A 16,187-nucleotide genomic window follows, 5' to 3' on the forward strand; every position below is an offset into this window, starting at 1 on the left:
GCGCATGTCCCACACGCTGTCCCGGATCGGCAGGCGACGGGCCCTGCGGGGCGCGGCCGCCGGTTTCGTGGCGCTCGGACTGCTGCTGTGGTGGCTGGCACCCTGGAGCGAGGAGCCGCCCGGCGGGACGATCACGCTGAGCACGGGCACCCGAGCGGGGGTCTATCAGAAGTACGGCGTGCTCCTGCGCAATTCGCTCGGCAAGCACATGCCCGACCTCGACGTACGCCTGAAGACGAGCGACGGCTCGCAGGAGAACGTGCGCCGCGTGGCGACCGGGGAGGCCGACTTCGCGATCGCCGCGGCCGACGCGGTGGAGACGTACCGGCTGAGCGACCGGCCGGGCGCCGACCGGCTGCGCGGGGTGGCGCGCCTGTACGACGACTACGTACAGCTCGCCGTCGCGCCCGACTCGGGCATCCGTTCCGTCGCGGACCTGCGGGGCAAGCGGGTCGCCATAGGGCCGCCCAAGTCGGGCGTCCGGCTCATCGCCAACCGCCTGCTCCAGGCGGCCGACATCGACCCGGAGACGGACATCAGGCCCTCCTCCGACGGCATCGACACCGGCCCGGAGCGGCTCGGGCACGGCCTGGACGCCTTCTTCTGGTCGGGCGGACTGCCCACGGACGGCCTGAAGACGCTCGCCGAGCAGTCCGCGCTCCGGTTCGTGCCGATCGGCGCCGACCTCGTCTCCGCGCTGCACGAACAGGGCGGCGCCACGCGCTACTACCGCGCCACCAACATGCCGGAGTCGGCCTACCCGGGCAGTCAGCTCGGCTCGGCCGTCCCGACGATGGCGGTGTCCAACCTCCTGATCACCCGGGCGGACGCCGACCCCCGCCTCACCGAGTGGCTCACCCGCATCGTGCTCAAGAGCAGGGACGGCATCGGCGCGCACGTCCACTCCGCGCAGCTGGTCGACGTACGCACCGCGATCTACACCGACCCGCTCCGGCTGCACGAGGGCGCCCGCCGGTACTACCGGTCCGTCAAGCCCTGATCCGTCACCTCACCCGTCGGGGCGTTCCTCGGCACCGTCACGGTCACCCGCAGTCCGTGCGGCTCGTGCCGCTCGTACGCGATCGAGCCGCCGCCCGCGGCGAGCAGTGCCCGGGAGATGGACAGGCCCAGGCCCGAGCCCTTGATGTTCTGGTGCCGGCCGCTGCGCCAGAAGCGGTCGCCGACGCGGGTCAGCTCCTCCTCGGTCAGGCCCGGACCGTTGTCGGTGACGACGACGGTGGAGGCGTCGCCGTTGGAGGCGACGGCGACCTCGACGGTCTCGCCCCCGGGCGTGAACTTCACCGCGTTGTCGATCACCGCGTCCAGGGCGCTGGACAACGCCACCGGGTCGGCCCACGCGGTCGTCGCCGGGCAGGCTCCGGTCAGCCGGACGCCCTTGGCCTCGGCCGTGGGCGACCAGGCCGCCACCCGTTCGGCGGTCAGGGCGCCGATGTCGGTGACCTGGAGGTCGGCCTCGCTGTGCTCGGCGAGCGCCAGGTCCAGCAGGTCGTCCAGGACCTGCGCCAGGCGCTTGCCCTCGGCCTGTACGGAGGCGATCTCCTCGTTGCCCTCGGGCAGCTCCAGGGCGAGCAGCTCGATGCGCAGCAGCAGCGCCGAGAGCGGGTTGCGCAGCTGGTGCGAGGCGTCGGCGACGAAGGCGCGCTGCTGCTCCAGCACGCTCTCGACGTTGTCCGCCATCTCGTTGAACGACCGGGCGAGCCGTCTGAGTTCCGGCGGTCCGCCGGCCACCGCGACCCGGGACTTCAGCCGTCCGGTGGCGATGTCGTGGGTGGTGGCGTCCAGGATCCGTACGGGCCTGAGCACCCAGCCGGTCAGCCGCAGGGCCGCGCCGACCGCCAGCAGCATCGCGGCCGCCTCCCCCGCGACGATGACCAGCCAGCCGTGGAGGATGCGGGAGCGCATCTGTCCGGTGGGTGAGTCGGTGACCACGACCGCGACGACGTCGCCGTCCCGGATGACCGGCGAGGCCACCACCAGGCTGCGCCGCTGCCACGGCCACACCTGCTCGGGGTCGTGGCTGCGGCGGCTGAGCAGCGCCTCCTCGAAGGCGTCGCGCACCTCGCCCGTGCGGGGCAGGAACCAGTCGTCCGGCGCGTGCGCCATGGGCGAGTCGTTGCGGTAGAAGACGCCCGCGCGGATGCCGTAGACCTCGTGGTAGCTGTGGAGCTCGCTGCTGAGCGTCTCGCGGCGCTCGTTGATGTCGCCGCCGGCCGGGTCGACGGGCTCGGTGACGAACTGGGCGAGGGCCGCGAACCGTGCCGTGTCGTCGATCCGGTCGACGACGACCTCCTGCTGCTGCGCGCCGGCCAGGCTGACGGCCAGCGGGACACCGAGGGCGAGCAGGACGGCCGCCATCAGGACGATGAGCAGCGGAAGCAGCCGCGTGTGCACCCGGCCCCGCTACGCCGCGGGCGCGACGAGCCGGTAGCCGACGCCGCGCACGGTCTCGATGAGGGCGGGCATGCGGAGCTTGGCCCGCAGGGAGGCGACGTGCACCTCCAGGGTGCGCCCGGTCCCCTCCCAGCTGGTGCGCCACACCTCGCTGATGATCTGTTCCCGGCGGAAGACGACCCCCGGCCGCTGGGCGAGCAGGGCGAGCAGATCGAACTCCTTGCGGGTCAGCTGGACGACCGAACCGTTCACGCTGACCTGGCGGGTCGGCAGCTCGATGCGGACCGGGCCGAGCCGCAGCTCGGTCTCCGTACTCCCCATGGCCTCCTCGTGGACGGTGCGCCGGCTGACGGCGTGGATCCGCGCGAGGAGCTCCCCCGTGTCGTACGGCTTGACCACGTAGTCGTCGGCGCCGAGATTGAGGCCGTGGATGCGCGAGCGCACGTCGGACCGCGCGGTGACCATGATCACCGGCGTGCTGGTGCGCTTGCGGATCTTGCCGCAGACCTCGTAGCCGTCCTGGTCGGGCAGCCCCAGGTCGAGCAGGACGACGCCGAAGCCGTTGCCCTCGGGGACGAGCGCCTGGAGCGCCTCCTCGCCGCTGCGCGCGTGGGTGACGTCGAATCCGTGCCGCGCCAGGACCGCCGACAGGGCGGCGGCGACGTGGTTGTCGTCCTCGACGAGAAGCAGTCTCACCAGGGCCCCCTTCGGTTCATCGGCCGTACGCTCTCCTTGTGTACAAAAACGCGTGCACGCGCGCGTGCACCTTGCAGTGACGCTGATGAACGAGGACGGCGTCAAGAGGGTTCCGGTTGCTCTTTCGTACCGTTACCCGGCCGAAATCAGCCCTGCTCACAAGTGCTACGACAGGTGTCCGATTGCTATCGGATCGTGATGCTCAGATTCCCCTCAGATGTAATGACGCAGGTCTGACGGGTTACTACTGTCCTCCGAAACCGAGGAGGACGGAGCCTGAGAGCGATGACCGAAGTATCGGTGGCCAAGGAAGATGTGGCCGCGACCGGCGATCTGGTCGTCCTGAAGAGCGTCAACAAGCACTTCGGCGCGTTGCACGTACTCCAGGACATCGACCTGACGATCGCCCGTGGCGAAGTCGTCGTGGTCATCGGACCCTCCGGGTCCGGGAAGTCCACCCTGTGCCGCACCATCAACCGTCTGGAGACGATCGACTCCGGGTCGATCTCGATCGACGGCAAGCCCCTGCCCCACGAGGGCAAGGAGCTCGCCCGGCTGCGGGCCGACGTGGGCATGGTCTTCCAGTCCTTCAACCTCTTCGCGCACAAGACCGTGCTCGAGAACGTGACGCTGGGCCAGGTCAAGGTCCGCAAGAAGGACAAGAAGGCGGCCGAGGAGCGGGCCCGTGCCCTGCTCGACCGGGTCGGCGTGGGCGCGCAGGCCGAGAAGTACCCCGCACAGCTCTCCGGTGGTCAGCAGCAGCGTGTCGCCATCGCGCGGGCCCTGGCGATGGAACCCAAGGTCATGCTCTTCGACGAGCCGACGTCGGCTCTCGACCCGGAGATGATCAACGAGGTGCTGGAGGTCATGCAGCAGCTCGCCCGGGACGGCATGACCATGATCGTCGTCACCCACGAGATGGGATTCGCCCGTTCGGCGGCAAATCGCGTGGTGTTCATGGCGGACGGTCGCATCGTCGAACAGGCTTCGCCGGACCAGTTCTTCAGCAATCCGCGCAGCGACCGCGCCAAGGACTTCCTGTCGAAGATCCTTCACCACTGAGGCGCGCCTCGCGCCCTGACGACCTGCGTCACCGGACACCGCCCGGGCCGCATCACTTCACCAGAGTCAAAGGATGTGCACCATGAAGCTCCGCAAGGTCACCGCCGCCTCGGCCGTCGTGTTCGCTCTCGCCCTGACCGCTACCGCCTGTGGGGGCGACGACAGCGGTGACAAGGGCGACTCCGGATCCGGGGGCGGCGACAAGATCACCATCGGTATCAAGTTCGACCAGCCGGGTCTCGGCCAGAAGACCCCGCAGGGCTATGCGGGCTTCGACGTGGACGTCGCCACGTACGTCGCCAAGAAGCTCGGCTACGACGAGGACCAGATCGAGTGGAAGGAGTCGAAGAGCGCCGACCGCGAGACCATGCTGCAGCGCGGTGACGTCGACTTCATCGCCGCCACCTACTCGATCACCCCGGAGCGCCAGGAGAAGGTCGACTTCGCCGGCCCGTACCTGCTCGCCCACCAGGATGTGCTGATTCGTGCCGATGACGACAAGATCAAGTCGCCGGAGGACCTGAACGACGCCAAGCTCTGCTCGGTCACCGGCTCGACCTCGGCGCAGAACGTCAAGGACAAGCTGGCCCCCAAGGCGCAACTGCAGCCGTACCCGACGTACTCCGCCTGCCTGCCCGGTCTGCAGAACGGTGCCGTCGACGCGCTGACCACCGACGACTCCATCCTCGCCGGTTACGCCGCCCAGTCGCAGTTCAAGGGCAAGTTCAAGCTCGGCGGCTTCAAGCTGACCAACGAGAACTACGGCATCGGCGTCAAGAAGGGCAGCGACCTCAAGGACAAGATCAACAAGGCCCTCGAGGAGATGGTCGCCGACAAGTCCTGGGACAAGGCCGTCAAGGACAACTTCGGCCCGGCCAACTACAAGAACGAGCCCGCGCCGAAGATCGGCGACATCAAGAGCTGAGGCAACGCCTGACAGGGTGCGCCGTCCCGGATGCGGGGCGGCGCACCGGGGCGGGCATCCCTACACGCGGAAGCGCGGGAGATCGTGTTCGACTTTCTTGAAGATTACGACCTGTTGGGGGCTTTCTGGACGACGGTGCAGCTCGCTGTGCTCTCCGCCGTCGGCTCCCTGATCTGGGGCACTTTGCTGGCCGCCATGCGCGTCGGCCCGGTGCCGTTGATGCGCGGTTTCGGGACCGCGTACGTGAACATCGTGCGGAACATCCCGCTGACCGTCATCATCCTGTTCACGTCGCTGGGTCTGAACCAGACGCTGGGCGTCAGTCTCGGCGCGGACGACTTCGAGACGATCAACTTCCGGCTCGCCGTCCTCGGTCTGATCCTCTACACCGCGGCCTTCGTGTGCGAGGCGCTGCGCTCCGGCATCAACACGGTGCCGGTCGGCCAGGCGGAGGCCGCCCGCGCGCTCGGTCTCAGCTTCAACCAGGTGCTGGGCCTGGTGGTGCTGCCCCAGGCGTTCCGCTCGTCAGTCGGGCCGCTGGCGAACGTGCTCATCGCGCTCATCAAGAACACCACGGTGGCCGCCGCCATCGGTGTCGCGGAGACCGCCCTGCTGATGAAGGAGATGATCGAGAACGAGGCGCAACTGCTGCTGATCTCCGCGGTCATCGCATTCGGTTTCGTGGTTCTGACGCTGCCGACCGGCCTGATCCTCGGCTGGGTGGGCAAGAAGGTGGCGGTGAAGCGATGAGCTCCGTTCTCTACGACGCCCAGGGGCCTCGCGCCAAGCGGCGGAACATCATCTTCACGGTGGTCTTCCTGGCCGCCCTCGCCGCCCTGCTGTGGTGGGTGTTCAGCACTCTCGACGACAAGGGCCAGCTGGAATGGTCCCTGTGGGAACCGTTCTTCACCGGCACCGAAGCCTGGTCCACGTATATCTGGCCGGGTCTGCAGAACACGCTGAAGGCGGCCGTGCTCGCGGTCCTCATCGCGATGCCGCTCGGCGCGGCCCTCGGCATCGCCCGGCTGTCCGACCACGCATGGATCCGCGTACCGGCCGGAATCGTGGTCGAGTTCTTCCGGGCCATCCCCGTCCTGGTCCTGATGATCTTCGGCCTCGCCCTGTTCGCCGAGTACACCGACGTCAGCTCCGACGACCGCCCGCTGTACGCGGTCGTCACGGGTCTGGTGCTCTACAACGCCTCCGTCCTCGCGGAGATCGTGCGCGCCGGCATCCTGTCCCTGCCCAAGGGGCAGTCCGAGGCGGCCATGGCGATCGGGCTGCGCAAGGGCCAGCTGATGCGGGGGATCCTGCTGCCGCAGGCGGTCACCGCCATGCTTCCGGCCATCGTCAGCCAGCTCGTCGTGATCGTGAAGGACACCGCCCTCGGCGGCGCCGTCCTCACCTTCCCCGAGCTGCTCGCCTCGGCCAACACGATGAGCGGCTACTACGGCGCCAACGTCATCGCCAGCTTCACGGTCGTGGCCGTCATCTTCATCGCGCTCAACTTCGCCCTGACGACCTTCGCCGGCTGGCTGGAGGCGAGGCTCAGGCGCAGCAAGAAGAGCACGGGCGCGGTCGTCGGCGCGCAGGAAGTGGACGACCTCAACGCGGCCGAGGTCGGGAACGTGTACAAGACCGGCGCGGAGAAGTGACGCACGCCTGACACACGGCATGACTGTGGCCCGCCGCTTCCCGGCGGGCCACAGTCATGTCGCGTTGCCGGCCGACCTCAGCGGTACGGAGGAGCGGTGCGCCCCGGACTCGTGTGATGAACAGTCAAGTAATGTGACGAGCCCCGCCCCACTTCATGATCGCCACTGTCCTTCGGTCACTTGACGCAAGCACCGGCAATAGGTTGCATACGTTCTGTGATCGTGCACCCTGCTCCATCTTCCTGTTCCTCCACGTCCCTTCGGGCGTCACTTCGAGCAGGGGGCGCCGCGCCGTGGACCCGGTGATCATCGTCGGAGCGGGGCCCGTCGGGCTCACCCTCGCGCTGGCGCTGGCACGCCAGGACGTGCCGTGCGTGGTCCTCGACGAAGGACCGGGCAAGGACGAACCCCGTCCGGCGCGCACGGTCGTCCTGCGCGAGGAAACCGCCGCGTTCATGGAACGACTGACCGGAATGCCGCTCGCACACGCCGGTGTCCGATGGGCCGGATGGCGGTCGATGCGGCGCAAGCAGGTGACGGCCGAGGTCGCCTTCGGCGACACCGATCCCGCGCCCCTGCACATCGCCCAGCACGTCCTGACAGGTGCCCTGCGTGCGGCCCTCGCCGGTGAACGGCTCGCCAAGGTCGTCGTGGACAGCCGGCTGGACACCATGGAGCAGGAGCCCTCGGGCGTCACCGCCCACACCCGCGGCGCCGCCGGCACCTGGTGGCGCGGCAGTTACCTGGTCGGCTGCGACGGCCCGCGCTCGACCGTGCGCAAGCTCCAGGACATCCGTTTCCCCGGCCGCACCGCGGTGGAACGTCACGCCGTGGCCGCCCTGCGCACCGAACTTCCCTGGTACGACGAGGCGCTGCTGCACCGCACGCCACCGTGGCGCACCTCCGGCCCCTCGGCCGGGGAGATCACCGCGCGCCCGCTGCCGGACGGGGTGTGGCGCCTGGACTGGCTGCTGCCGCCGGGCAAGGACCTGGTCACGCCCGAACTGCTGCTGAGCCGGGTCCGGGAGACCCTGGCCGGCTGGACCGACGGTCCGACCCCGCCGTACGACCTGCTGGACACCGGGGTGCACACCGTCCACCACCGGCTGGCCCGGCGCTGGCGGGCCGACCGGGTGTTCCTCGCCGGGGACGCGGCCCACCTGCTCGGCGCGCTGGGCACGCACGGGCTGGAGGAAGGGCTCCGCGACGCCGACAACCTCGCCTGGAAGCTGGCGCTGGCCTGGCACCACGGTCCGCACGAGGCGCTGCTCGACAGCTACCAGACCGAGCGCCGGGCGATCGTCGCCGCCCGGCTGCGCGCCGCCGACCAGGCGCTGCCGCTGGTGCGCGGCGGCGGAGGGCTGCGCTCCTACGTTCCCGGGTCCGCGCGGGGGCACGACACACTGCTGATGGACGGTCATCTGGGGCGGGGCACGCTGGGTGCGCCGGGGACGTACGCCGACTCACCGCTCGCTCCCGGCCGCCTCGAGGGCGAGGTGCCCATCGGAACGGCTCCCGGTTCGGCGGTGACGGACGTACGGGTCACGGCGGAGGACGGCGCCTTCGTCCGGCTGTGGGACCGGCTCGGCCGGGGTGCGCTGCTGGTGGTGCTGATCGCGCCCGGTACGGGGGTGTGGGAGCGCCGTCACTGGGTGTCCGCCGGGATCATGCCCCGGCTGGCGGCGGCCGTCTCGGCGCTGCCGCACCGGGCCGAACTGCTGGTCGCCGAGAGCTACCCGGGAGCAGCGGCCCACACGGTGCTGCTGGTGCGCCCCGACGGTCATCTGGTGACGGCGCTGAGCGGGGTCCGGCCGGCGGATCTGTACGCGGCGGCGGAAGCGGCGGTCGGCGGGCCCGCCGCGGCGGAGGCTGAGGCCAGGGCCGACGCGGGGGCCGGGTCGCGCTGAGGGTCCCGGCCGAGTCGTCGTCACCCTGCGGTCCGCAGGGTGACCAGGAGTTGAATCGGTGTGCGGCCCCGTGGTGTACTCCGCTCGTGACCGACACCTGCGTGCACCTGTGGCGGAGGGTCCATATGGACCTCGTCCGCTATGCGGGCTGCGTGTGTCGCCCGTCCTGTTGATTCGCGTCTCTCCCTTCCTCCCCGCGCGCCGTTCGTCGTCCCGTACGCCGTTGCCGCGCGTTTCCGCGAACCTTCTTCCAGGACGGTGCACGTGTCTGTCTCCTCCCCCGTTCCGGCTCCCGTCTCCGCACCCACGCAGGCGGACCTCCTCGACTTCGTACGGCGTACCGTCGCCGACGCCGGACTGATCGCCTCCCTTCCGCTCGATCCCGAGGGGCGCACCTGGGTGCGGCTCGACGGGCCCGGTGGCAGCGAGGCCTGGCTGATCGGCTGGCCGCCCGGCACCGGCACCGGCTGGCACGACCACGCCGACTCCGTCGGTGCCTTCATGACCGCGTCGGGCGAGCTGAAGGAGAACGCGCTCGCCGTACGGCTGCCCACCGACGGCTGGACGACCCTGGAACTCACGGACGGTGTGGACCGGGAGCGGCGGCTGGGGTCCGGGCAGGGGCGTGCCTTCGGCCGGCATCACGTCCATGAGGTGCTCAACGAGTCCCCGGACCGGCACGCGGTCTCCGTACACGCCTACTATCCGCCGTTGCCGCGGATCCGCCGCTACAGCCGCAGCGGCCGGATTCTCCGTCTGGAGCAGGTCGAACGCCCGGAGGACTGGCAGTGAGCGGGACCAACGAACCGGCCGGTGGTGCCGTGGGCATCGACGAGCTGTTGGAACGGGTGCGCGCCGGTTACGAGCGCGTCGGCCCCCGGGGCGCGTACGAGGCCGCACGGACCGGTGAGGCGCTGTTGGTGGACATCCGCTACGCCGCGCTGCGGGAACGGGACGGGCTCATCCCCGGGGCCCTCGTCGTCGAGCGCAACGAACTGGAGTGGCGCCTGGACCCACGGGGCAGCCACCGCCTTCCGGAGGCCACGAGCCACGACCTGCGTGTCGTGGTGATCTGCAACGAGGGCTACGCCTCCAGCCTCGCCGCGGAGTCACTGCACCGCCTGGGCCTGCACCGGGCCACAGACCTGACCGGCGGCTTCCAGGCCTGGCGGGCAGCGGGCCTGCCGGTGGTGCCCGCACCGCCCGCGTAGGCGTCGCGCGGAAAGCGGCCGGTGCCGTGTCACCGCGCTCCGTGCCGTCTCAGAGCCCCTCGCCACCGAGGAACTCCGTGTCCTCGCCCTCCTCCTCCAGCGCCTGCCGGACGACGCGCAGGGCGAGGCCCTCGGGGTAGCCCTTGCGGGCGAGCATGCCGGCGAGGCGGCGGAGCCGCTTGTCGCGGTCGAGTCCGCGGGTGGCGCGCAGCTTGCGGGCGACCAGCTCCCGGGCGGTCACCTCCTCCTGTTCGGAGTCGAGCTGGGAGACGGCCGCGTCGATCAACGTGGGGTCGACCCCTTTGGTACGCAGCTCCTGGGCGAGCGCGCGCCGGGCGAGTCCCCGGCCGTGGTGCCGGGACTCCACCCAGGCGTCCGCGAAGGCACTGTCGTTGATCAGTCCGACCTCCTCGAACCGGGACAGCACCTCCTCGGCGGCCTCGTCCGGGATCTCCCGCTTGCGCAGGGCGTCGGCGAGCTGCTTCCGGGTGCGCGGGGTCCCGGTGAGCAGGCGCAGGCAGATCGCCCGCGCCCGCTCGACCGGGTCCGCCGGAGGTTCCTCCCGTTCGGCCCTCGACGAGGAGGAGGCGCCCCCGTCCTCCGCGGCCGCCTCGCCGAAGGTCCGGCGTCTGCGCCCGCGTCCACCGCGCGGCCCGCCGTCACGCGGGCCGCCCGCCCGTACGCCACCCCCGCCGCGGGGGCCGCCCCCGCCGGTGATGTCGCCGTATCCCGCGTCACCGTCCACGGCTGAGCCGTCGCCGCCCTCGGTGCCCCTCCCCCGTGGGGCACCGGAGGCGGCGAGCTCGTACTCGGCCCAGTCGGTTCGTCGCGTCACGGGTCAGCTCTTGGCCGCCGCGGCCTTGGCCTTGGATGCCTTGGCCGCCGGGGCCGGTACGGCGGCCGGCTCGGCCGGAGCGGTGCTCGTGGCGTCCGCGCCCGGCTCGGCGGCGGGCTCCTCGGGCCGTACGCCGACGCCCAGCTTCGTCAGGATCTTCTTCTCGATCTCGTTGGCGAGGTCGGGGTTGTCCTTCAGGAAGTTGCGGGCGTTCTCCTTGCCCTGGCCGAGCTGGTCGCCCTCGTACGTGTACCAGGCGCCGGCCTTGCGGACGAAGCCGTGCTCCACGCCCATGTCGATCAGGCCGCCCTCGCGGCTGATGCCCTGGCCGTAGAGGATGTCGAACTCGGCCTGCTTGAAGGGCGGCGCCACCTTGTTCTTGACGACCTTGCAGCGGGTGCGGTTGCCGACCGCCTCGGTGCCGTCCTTCAGGGTCTCGATGCGACGGATGTCGATACGCACCGAGGCGTAGAACTTCAGCGCGCGGCCACCGGTCGTGGTCTCCGGGGAGCCGAACATCACGCCGATCTTCTCGCGGAGCTGGTTGATGAAGATCGCGGTGGTCTTGGACTGGTTGAGGGCGCTGGTGATCTTCCGCAGGGCCTGGCTCATCAGGCGGGCCTGCAGACCCACGTGGCTGTCGCCCATCTCGCCCTCGATCTCCGCGCGCGGGACGAGCGCGGCGACGGAGTCGATGACGATGAGGTCGAGGGCGCCGGAGCGGACCAGCATGTCCACGATCTCCAGGGCCTGCTCACCGTTGTCCGGCTGGGACAGGATCAGGTTGTCGATGTCGACGCCGAGCTTCTTCGCGTACTCGGGGTCGAGGGCGTGCTCCGCGTCCACGAAGGCGACCTGGCCGCCGGCCTTCTGCGCGTTCGCCACCGCGTGCAGGGTCAGGGTCGTCTTGCCGGAGGACTCCGGTCCGTAGATCTCCACCACACGGCCGCGCGGCAGGCCGCCGACGCCGAGGGCCACGTCGAGCGCGGTCGACCCGGTCGGGATGACCTCGATGGGCTCGTTCGTCCGGTCACCCATGCGCATGACCGCGCCCTTGCCGAATTGCCGTTCAATCTGTGCGAGCGCGGCGTCGAGCGCCTTCTCGCGGTCGGTTCCTGCCATGGGTTCCACCCGATTTGCTTGATTCGATCGCTTCACGTCAAAGACGCTAACGCCTGCCACTGACAACGCGCCCCGACGCACGTCCGGCCTGTGGATAACGGGGGTGCATTCTCGCTCGAATCAGGACATAGCACCCGCCGTTGAGCCTCACCGGCACTTCCATGAGAATGGATGTTCGATTTTTGTGTCAAGCGCATCACACGGCACCACAGTCCTGTGTGTCGCGTGGACGGCCGCCCTCAGGAGGCCGCCCCGGTGTCTCCGCCGTGGGCCCGCGCCGCGTCCGCCCGGCGGACCCGCAGACGACGGAGGCGGGTGAGCGCGCCCGGCCCGCCGGGGCCGCGGTGGCCGAGCACACGGGGGTCGTCCGTGACGTCGTACCGCCGCACGTACGCACCCAGGAACGCCTGGAGGGTGGCGACGGCGGGGATGGCGATCAGTGCGCCGACGGCACCGAGCAGGGCGGTGCCCGCGACGACCGAGCCGAAGGCGACCGCCGGGTGGATGTCGACGGTCTTGGAGGTCAGCTTGGGCTGCAGCACGTAGTTCTCGAACTGCTGGTAGATCACCACGAAGATCAGCACCCACAGCGCGTACCAGGGATCGACCGTGAAGGCGATCAGCATGGGCAGGGCACCCGCGAGATAGGTGCCGATGGTGGGGATGAACTGCGACACCAGACCCACCCACACGGCGAGGACGGGCGCGTAGGGCACCTCGAGGAACTCCAGCAGGACGTAGTGCGCCAGGCCGGAGGCCAGTGCCATCAGTCCGCGCGAGTAGAGGTAGCCGCCCGTCTTGTTCACGGCGATCTCCCACGCGCGCAACACCTCGGCCTGCCGGGCGGGCGGCAGCAGGGAGCAGACGGTGCGCCGCAGCCGCGGGCCGTCGGCGGCGAAGTAGAACGAGAACAGACCGACGGTCAGCAACTGGAAGAGACCGCCGAGGACCTGCGCGGAGACGTCCAGGACACCGGTGGCGCTGTTCTGGACGTAGTTGCGCAGCCAGTCGGAGCGCAGCAGGCCCTCCTGGATGTCCACGCGCCGCAGCTCGGTGTGGAAGTGCGTGTTGATCCAGTTGATCACGGAGTCGAGGTAGTCCGGGAAATCCTCGACGATCTTGATGATCTGTCCCGCCAGCATGGACCCGAGCAGCGTGACGAAGCCCGCCGCCGCGACCAGCACGCCCAGGAAGACGAGGAAGGTGCCCAGACCCCGGCGCACCCCGCGCGCGGCCATCCAGCTCACCGCGGGCTCGACGGCGAGCGCCAGGAAGAACGCGATGAGGATGTTGATCAGCAGGCCGATGAGCTGGTGGAAGGCCCAGCTGCCCAGCTGAAACACGGCGAACAGCGCGAGGGCGAGCACCATGGCGCGCGGCAGCCAGCGCGGCATGCGGGCGCCCGGCGCGGATATGGGGGCCACCGGAGGCCCGGCGGGCGGCTGCGCGCCGGGCGTGGTGGGCTGCCGGGCTGCCTGCCCGGTCTCGTCAGTGGATGCCACGGACCAAGTCTCGCCCACGCCGGCGGCAGCCATGCGCCGCCGGCGGTCTCTGTGACGATCAGCGCTTCTCCGCGGGGACGTTCATGACCGTGCAGACCACCTGCCAGACGTCCTTGGCGTTCCAGCCGGCCGCCAGCGCCTCGTGCACGGTGCGCCCGCCGAGCTCGGACATCACATGGTCACGCGCGAAGGTGTCGGCATAGCCCGCACCGAAGTGCTCCGCCATCCGCTCCCAGAAAACCGTCAACCGCATGCGCCCAGTATCCCGCCTGCGGGAGTGCCCCCGGGCCGGGCCGCCTGCCGGTGCCGCTTTCCGCCTACGGTCGGACCCATGGCCGACACCGGAGCCGCCCCACCGCCCCCGGCATCCCTGCCGCAGGGCCCGCTCGCGTGGGCGGAGCGGTTCGTCCGGCTCACCGCGCGGGTGCTCGAACAGCACCTCTTCGCCCACCACTTCCGCAACGGCGGCGCCGGTCCGGTGAAGGCGGCGCTGGACGCCTACCGCAACGTCGACGGCGGTTACGGCCACGCGCTGGAACCCGATCTGCGGGGTCCGGTCAGCCAGCCGCTGCACACCGTCCGCGCCCTGCGCGTGCTGGACGCCGTGGGGCGTCGCGGCGGCCGCCGCGCGGAGGACGTGTGCCGCTACCCGACGTCCGTCCCCACCGCGGACGGTGCTCTTCCGGGGATCCATCCCGGTCAGCGCGGTTACCCGGCGGCACCCTTCGTGCCGGTCGTGGACGACCCGCCCGGCGAACTGTCGGCCACCGGACCGGCGGTGGGCCTGCCGCACCGCAACGAGGCGTGGCACGCGTGGCTGTTCCGTGCGACCGACTTCTGCCGGCAGGCCGCGGAGTCGCTGGAGAAGTCCCACCCCCTGGGCACCATGCCCACCGCCTCACCCGCCCAGCGCCCGCACTCCCGCCGTCACCACAACCGCGGCTCCGACAACGACCAGGAACGGAGCGCGCAGAACCAGCGCCACGGCGGCAGCCGCCACGCCCGCCGCCCGTGCGTCGAAGGCCAGGGCCTGGCCGTCGGAGAAGGTCTGCTGGGCGGTCAGTGCGGCGAGCAGGGCGACCGGAAGGAGCGCGGCGAGACGCCTGACGAGGGGCCGTTCGAGGACCCCGGCGGGCACCAGCAACCCCGCGAGCTTGACGGCGTAGCAGCCGACGGCGGTCACACCGATCGCGATCCAGATGTTCAACGGTCCCCCTCCGTCGTGTCACCGCGCGAGGCGCTCTTCCTGCCCCGCGCCCACAGGACGGCCGGTGCCGCGAGCGCGGCCACCAGGACCGGCACACCGGCCGGCAGCACGGGCAGCAGGCCCAGCCCCAGGAGAACGGCGAGCCCTGCGACGGTCCGCTCGGTGCCGGTGCGCAGCATCGGCGCGAGGAGCGCCAGGAAGACCGCGGGGCCGGCCGCGTCCAGCCCCCACGCGTCGGTGTCCCCGATGGCCTCGGCACCCAGCGCGCCGAGCAGTGTGGTGAGGTTCCACAGGAGGTACAGGCTGAGCCCGGTCACCAGGAACCCGATGCGCGCGCTGCGCCGGCCGGGCTGGGCGAGCGAGACGGCGGTCGTCTCGTCGATCACCCACTGGGCGGCGAACGGCCGCACCGCGCGGGGCAGCGCGAGCAGCTGCGACAGCCGCAGCCCGTAGAACGCGTTGCGCACCCCCAGGAAGAACGCCCCCGCGGCGGCCGTGAACGGCCCTCCGCCCGCCGCCAACGCCCCCACCAGAGCGAACTGGGAGGCGCCGGTGAACACCAGGAGGCTGAGCGCACAGGTCTGGAGCAGGGTGAGCCCGCTGCCCGCCGAGGTCACACCGAAGGCGAACCCGGAGAGTCCGACGGCGACCCCGACGCCGAGGGCGTCCCGTACCACGGCACCGTCCGGCTTTCCTCCTCCGTCGTCCCGTACGTCTGCGAGCGCTTCTGTCCGTTCCACTGCCACGCCCCGGACGGTACGGGCGTGCCGCCCCGCGCGTCTTGTACGTTCTTGCGCTCGCGCTGGTACGCCCCCGGGGGCACGCCGACGATCCGGCCGAAGTGCCGGTTCAGATGCGGCTGGTCGGTGAAGCCGACCGCGACGGCCGCCTCCGACGGCGCCGTCCCCGCGTCCAGCAGCCGCCGTGCCCGCCGCACGCGCGCGTCGGTGAGCCAGGTGTGCGGCGGCATCCCGTAGGTGTCCCGGAAGGCGCGCAGCAGCGCGAACGGGCCGGTGCCCAGCTCCCCGGCCAGCCGCTCCAGGGTCGGCGGATCGGCCATCCGCTCCTCCAGCACGGCACGCGCGCGTGCCGCGATCCGGGCGCCCGCCGTGCGCACCTCGCGTCGCGGCAGCGTCCCGCCGTTCAGCCGCAGCAGCCGGGTCACCGCCACGCGGAGCAGGGTGTCGGCGGCGAGCGCGTTGCCCTCGTCGGTGGCCCGCAGCACCTGGTGCACCAGGTGGACGGTGTACGGGTCGTCGAGCACCGGCGTCACGAATCCCGGTGTGCCGCGCAGCGTGGTGGTCTCGGCGGCGATGGCGGCCACCACCTCGGGCGACGGGTACACCGCCCCGTACCGCCACCCCTCGGGAACGCCCGCCCGGCCGGTGTGCGGGGTGTCCGGGTTCACCAGGGCCAGGGACCCGGCGCCCGCGTACACGTCACCGCCGCCGTGGTGGAAGACCTCCGCCCCGTCGGCGATGGCGGCGATCACGAAGTGCTCGTGGGTGTGCCGGACGAACGTCTTCCGTATGTACCGGGCACGCAGCAGATCGACACCGGGCAGTTCGTCGTACCGCCAGTGCCGCGCCCGCTCCTCGCGCGATTCCGCCATACGGCCATTGTCACGCGGTGACCGAACGCCCCCGTCCGTCC

18 protein-coding genes and 1 pseudogene are annotated in these 16,187 nt (G+C 71.1%); 10 read left to right on the forward strand and 9 right to left on the reverse strand.

Going from position 1 to position 16,187, the window contains the following annotated elements; translation table 11 throughout:
• Positions 1-4 precede the first annotated feature (4 nt).
• A complete protein-coding gene (locus tag KUM38_RS06780) occupies positions 5-1,000 on the forward strand; it encodes a TAXI family TRAP transporter solute-binding subunit (RefSeq protein ID WP_217128353.1) in 996 nt (331 codons plus the stop codon).
• Here KUM38_RS06780 and KUM38_RS06785 read toward each other — a convergent pair.
• A complete protein-coding gene (locus KUM38_RS06785; RefSeq protein ID WP_217128354.1) occupies positions 979-2,412 on the reverse strand; it encodes a HAMP domain-containing sensor histidine kinase in 1,434 nt (477 codons plus the stop codon). The two genes, KUM38_RS06780 and KUM38_RS06785, sit on opposite strands and share 22 nt — an antisense overlap.
• A gap of 9 nt (positions 2,413-2,421) precedes the next feature.
• Entirely contained in the window at positions 2,422-3,108 is a 687-nt protein-coding gene (locus KUM38_RS06790; RefSeq protein WP_217128355.1) for a response regulator transcription factor, read from the reverse strand.
• A gap of 285 nt (positions 3,109-3,393) precedes the next feature.
• Here KUM38_RS06790 and KUM38_RS06795 point away from each other — a divergent pair, with 285 nt between their 5' ends.
• From KUM38_RS06795 to KUM38_RS06825, 8 genes are all read left to right on the forward strand, one after another.
• Positions 3,394-4,170 carry an amino acid ABC transporter ATP-binding protein gene (locus tag KUM38_RS06795; protein WP_217128356.1) on the forward strand — a complete coding sequence of 259 codons (777 nt, stop codon included), beginning with the start codon at positions 3,394-3,396 and terminating at the stop codon, positions 4,168-4,170.
• A gap of 82 nt (positions 4,171-4,252) precedes the next feature.
• The gene (locus KUM38_RS06800; RefSeq protein ID WP_217128357.1) at positions 4,253-5,095 is read left to right on the forward strand and encodes a glutamate ABC transporter substrate-binding protein; all 843 of its coding nucleotides are present in this window, start codon (positions 4,253-4,255) and stop codon (positions 5,093-5,095) included.
• 84 nt (positions 5,096-5,179) lie between these two features.
• Positions 5,180-5,845 carry an amino acid ABC transporter permease gene (locus KUM38_RS06805; protein ID WP_217128384.1) on the forward strand — a complete coding sequence of 222 codons (666 nt, stop codon included), beginning with the start codon at positions 5,180-5,182 and terminating at the stop codon, positions 5,843-5,845.
• Positions 5,842-6,750 (forward strand): amino acid ABC transporter permease, encoded by a 909-nt coding sequence (locus KUM38_RS06810; protein ID WP_217128358.1) that lies wholly within the window; start codon positions 5,842-5,844, stop codon positions 6,748-6,750. Before KUM38_RS06805 ends, KUM38_RS06810 begins: the two co-directional genes overlap by 4 nt.
• 293 nt (positions 6,751-7,043) lie before the next feature.
• A complete protein-coding gene (locus KUM38_RS06815) occupies positions 7,044-8,657 on the forward strand; it encodes an FAD-dependent monooxygenase (RefSeq protein ID WP_217128359.1) in 1,614 nt (537 codons plus the stop codon).
• 125 nt (positions 8,658-8,782) lie between these two features.
• Entirely contained in the window at positions 8,783-8,830 is a 48-nt protein-coding gene (locus KUM38_RS43520) for a hypothetical protein (RefSeq protein ID WP_309506048.1), read from the forward strand.
• 85 nt (positions 8,831-8,915) lie between these two features.
• The gene (locus KUM38_RS06820) at positions 8,916-9,449 is read left to right on the forward strand and encodes a cysteine dioxygenase family protein (protein WP_217128360.1); all 534 of its coding nucleotides are present in this window, start codon (positions 8,916-8,918) and stop codon (positions 9,447-9,449) included.
• Entirely contained in the window at positions 9,446-9,868 is a 423-nt protein-coding gene (locus tag KUM38_RS06825) for a rhodanese-like domain-containing protein (RefSeq protein ID WP_217128361.1), read from the forward strand. The genes KUM38_RS06820 and KUM38_RS06825 overlap by 4 nt, the downstream gene beginning before the upstream one ends.
• A gap of 49 nt (positions 9,869-9,917) precedes the next feature.
• Here KUM38_RS06825 and recX read toward each other — a convergent pair whose 3' ends face one another.
• From recX to KUM38_RS06845, 4 genes are all read right to left on the reverse strand, one after another.
• Entirely contained in the window at positions 9,918-10,703 is a 786-nt protein-coding gene (recX, locus tag KUM38_RS06830) for a recombination regulator RecX (protein WP_217128362.1), read from the reverse strand.
• A gap of 3 nt (positions 10,704-10,706) precedes the next feature.
• Positions 10,707-11,825, reverse strand: a complete 1,119-nt coding sequence (recA, locus tag KUM38_RS06835) for a recombinase RecA (RefSeq protein WP_217128363.1) — start codon at positions 11,823-11,825, stop codon at positions 10,707-10,709.
• 239 nt (positions 11,826-12,064) lie between these two features.
• A complete protein-coding gene (locus KUM38_RS06840; protein WP_217128364.1) occupies positions 12,065-13,327 on the reverse strand; it encodes an AI-2E family transporter in 1,263 nt (420 codons plus the stop codon).
• Between the two features lie 58 nt (positions 13,328-13,385).
• Positions 13,386-13,580 carry a DUF3046 domain-containing protein gene (locus tag KUM38_RS06845; RefSeq protein WP_217128365.1) on the reverse strand — a complete coding sequence of 65 codons (195 nt, stop codon included), beginning with the start codon at positions 13,578-13,580 and terminating at the stop codon, positions 13,386-13,388.
• A 78-nt stretch (positions 13,581-13,658) separates the two neighbouring features.
• Between KUM38_RS06845 and KUM38_RS41620 the strand changes: the two are divergent.
• A pseudogene (locus KUM38_RS41620) lies at positions 13,659-14,204 on the forward strand (hypothetical protein); the annotation flags it as partial.
• Between the two features lie 21 nt (positions 14,205-14,225).
• Here the strand turns inward: KUM38_RS41620 and KUM38_RS06850 are convergent.
• From KUM38_RS06850 to KUM38_RS06860, 3 genes are read right to left on the reverse strand one after another with little or no spacing between them, the layout of a single operon-like run.
• A complete protein-coding gene (locus KUM38_RS06850) occupies positions 14,226-14,534 on the reverse strand; it encodes an AzlD domain-containing protein (RefSeq protein WP_217128366.1) in 309 nt (102 codons plus the stop codon).
• A complete protein-coding gene (locus tag KUM38_RS06855) occupies positions 14,531-15,211 on the reverse strand; it encodes an AzlC family ABC transporter permease (RefSeq protein WP_308408915.1) in 681 nt (226 codons plus the stop codon). The genes KUM38_RS06850 and KUM38_RS06855 overlap by 4 nt, the downstream gene beginning before the upstream one ends.
• Entirely contained in the window at positions 15,148-16,146 is a 999-nt protein-coding gene (locus tag KUM38_RS06860; RefSeq protein WP_254396787.1) for an AraC family transcriptional regulator, read from the reverse strand. The genes KUM38_RS06855 and KUM38_RS06860 overlap by 64 nt, the downstream gene beginning before the upstream one ends.
• Between the last annotated feature and the right edge of the window lie 41 nt (positions 16,147-16,187).

The organism is Streptomyces sp. AC558_RSS880, from assembly GCF_019049255.1.
GTDB lineage: Bacteria > Actinomycetota > Actinomycetes > Streptomycetales > Streptomycetaceae > Streptomyces.

What these genes read in the sequence shown, in the direction of transcription:
- KUM38_RS06780 (WP_217128353.1), top strand. Translation starts at nt 5, where the DNA reads ATGTCCCACACGCTGTCCCGGATCGGCAGGCGACGGGCCCTGCGGGGC.
- KUM38_RS06795 (WP_217128356.1), top strand. Translation starts at nt 3,394, where the DNA reads ATGACCGAAGTATCGGTGGCCAAGGAAGATGTGGCCGCGACCGGCGAT.
- KUM38_RS06800 (WP_217128357.1), top strand. Translation starts at nt 4,253, where the DNA reads ATGAAGCTCCGCAAGGTCACCGCCGCCTCGGCCGTCGTGTTCGCTCTC.
- KUM38_RS06810 (WP_217128358.1), top strand. Translation starts at nt 5,842, where the DNA reads ATGAGCTCCGTTCTCTACGACGCCCAGGGGCCTCGCGCCAAGCGGCGG.
- recA (WP_217128363.1), bottom strand. Translation starts at nt 11,825, where the DNA reads ATGGCAGGAACCGACCGCGAGAAGGCGCTCGACGCCGCGCTCGCACAG.
- KUM38_RS06845 (WP_217128365.1), bottom strand. Translation starts at nt 13,580, where the DNA reads ATGCGGTTGACGGTTTTCTGGGAGCGGATGGCGGAGCACTTCGGTGCG.
- KUM38_RS06860 (WP_254396787.1), bottom strand. Translation starts at nt 16,146, where the DNA reads ATGGCGGAATCGCGCGAGGAGCGGGCGCGGCACTGGCGGTACGACGAA.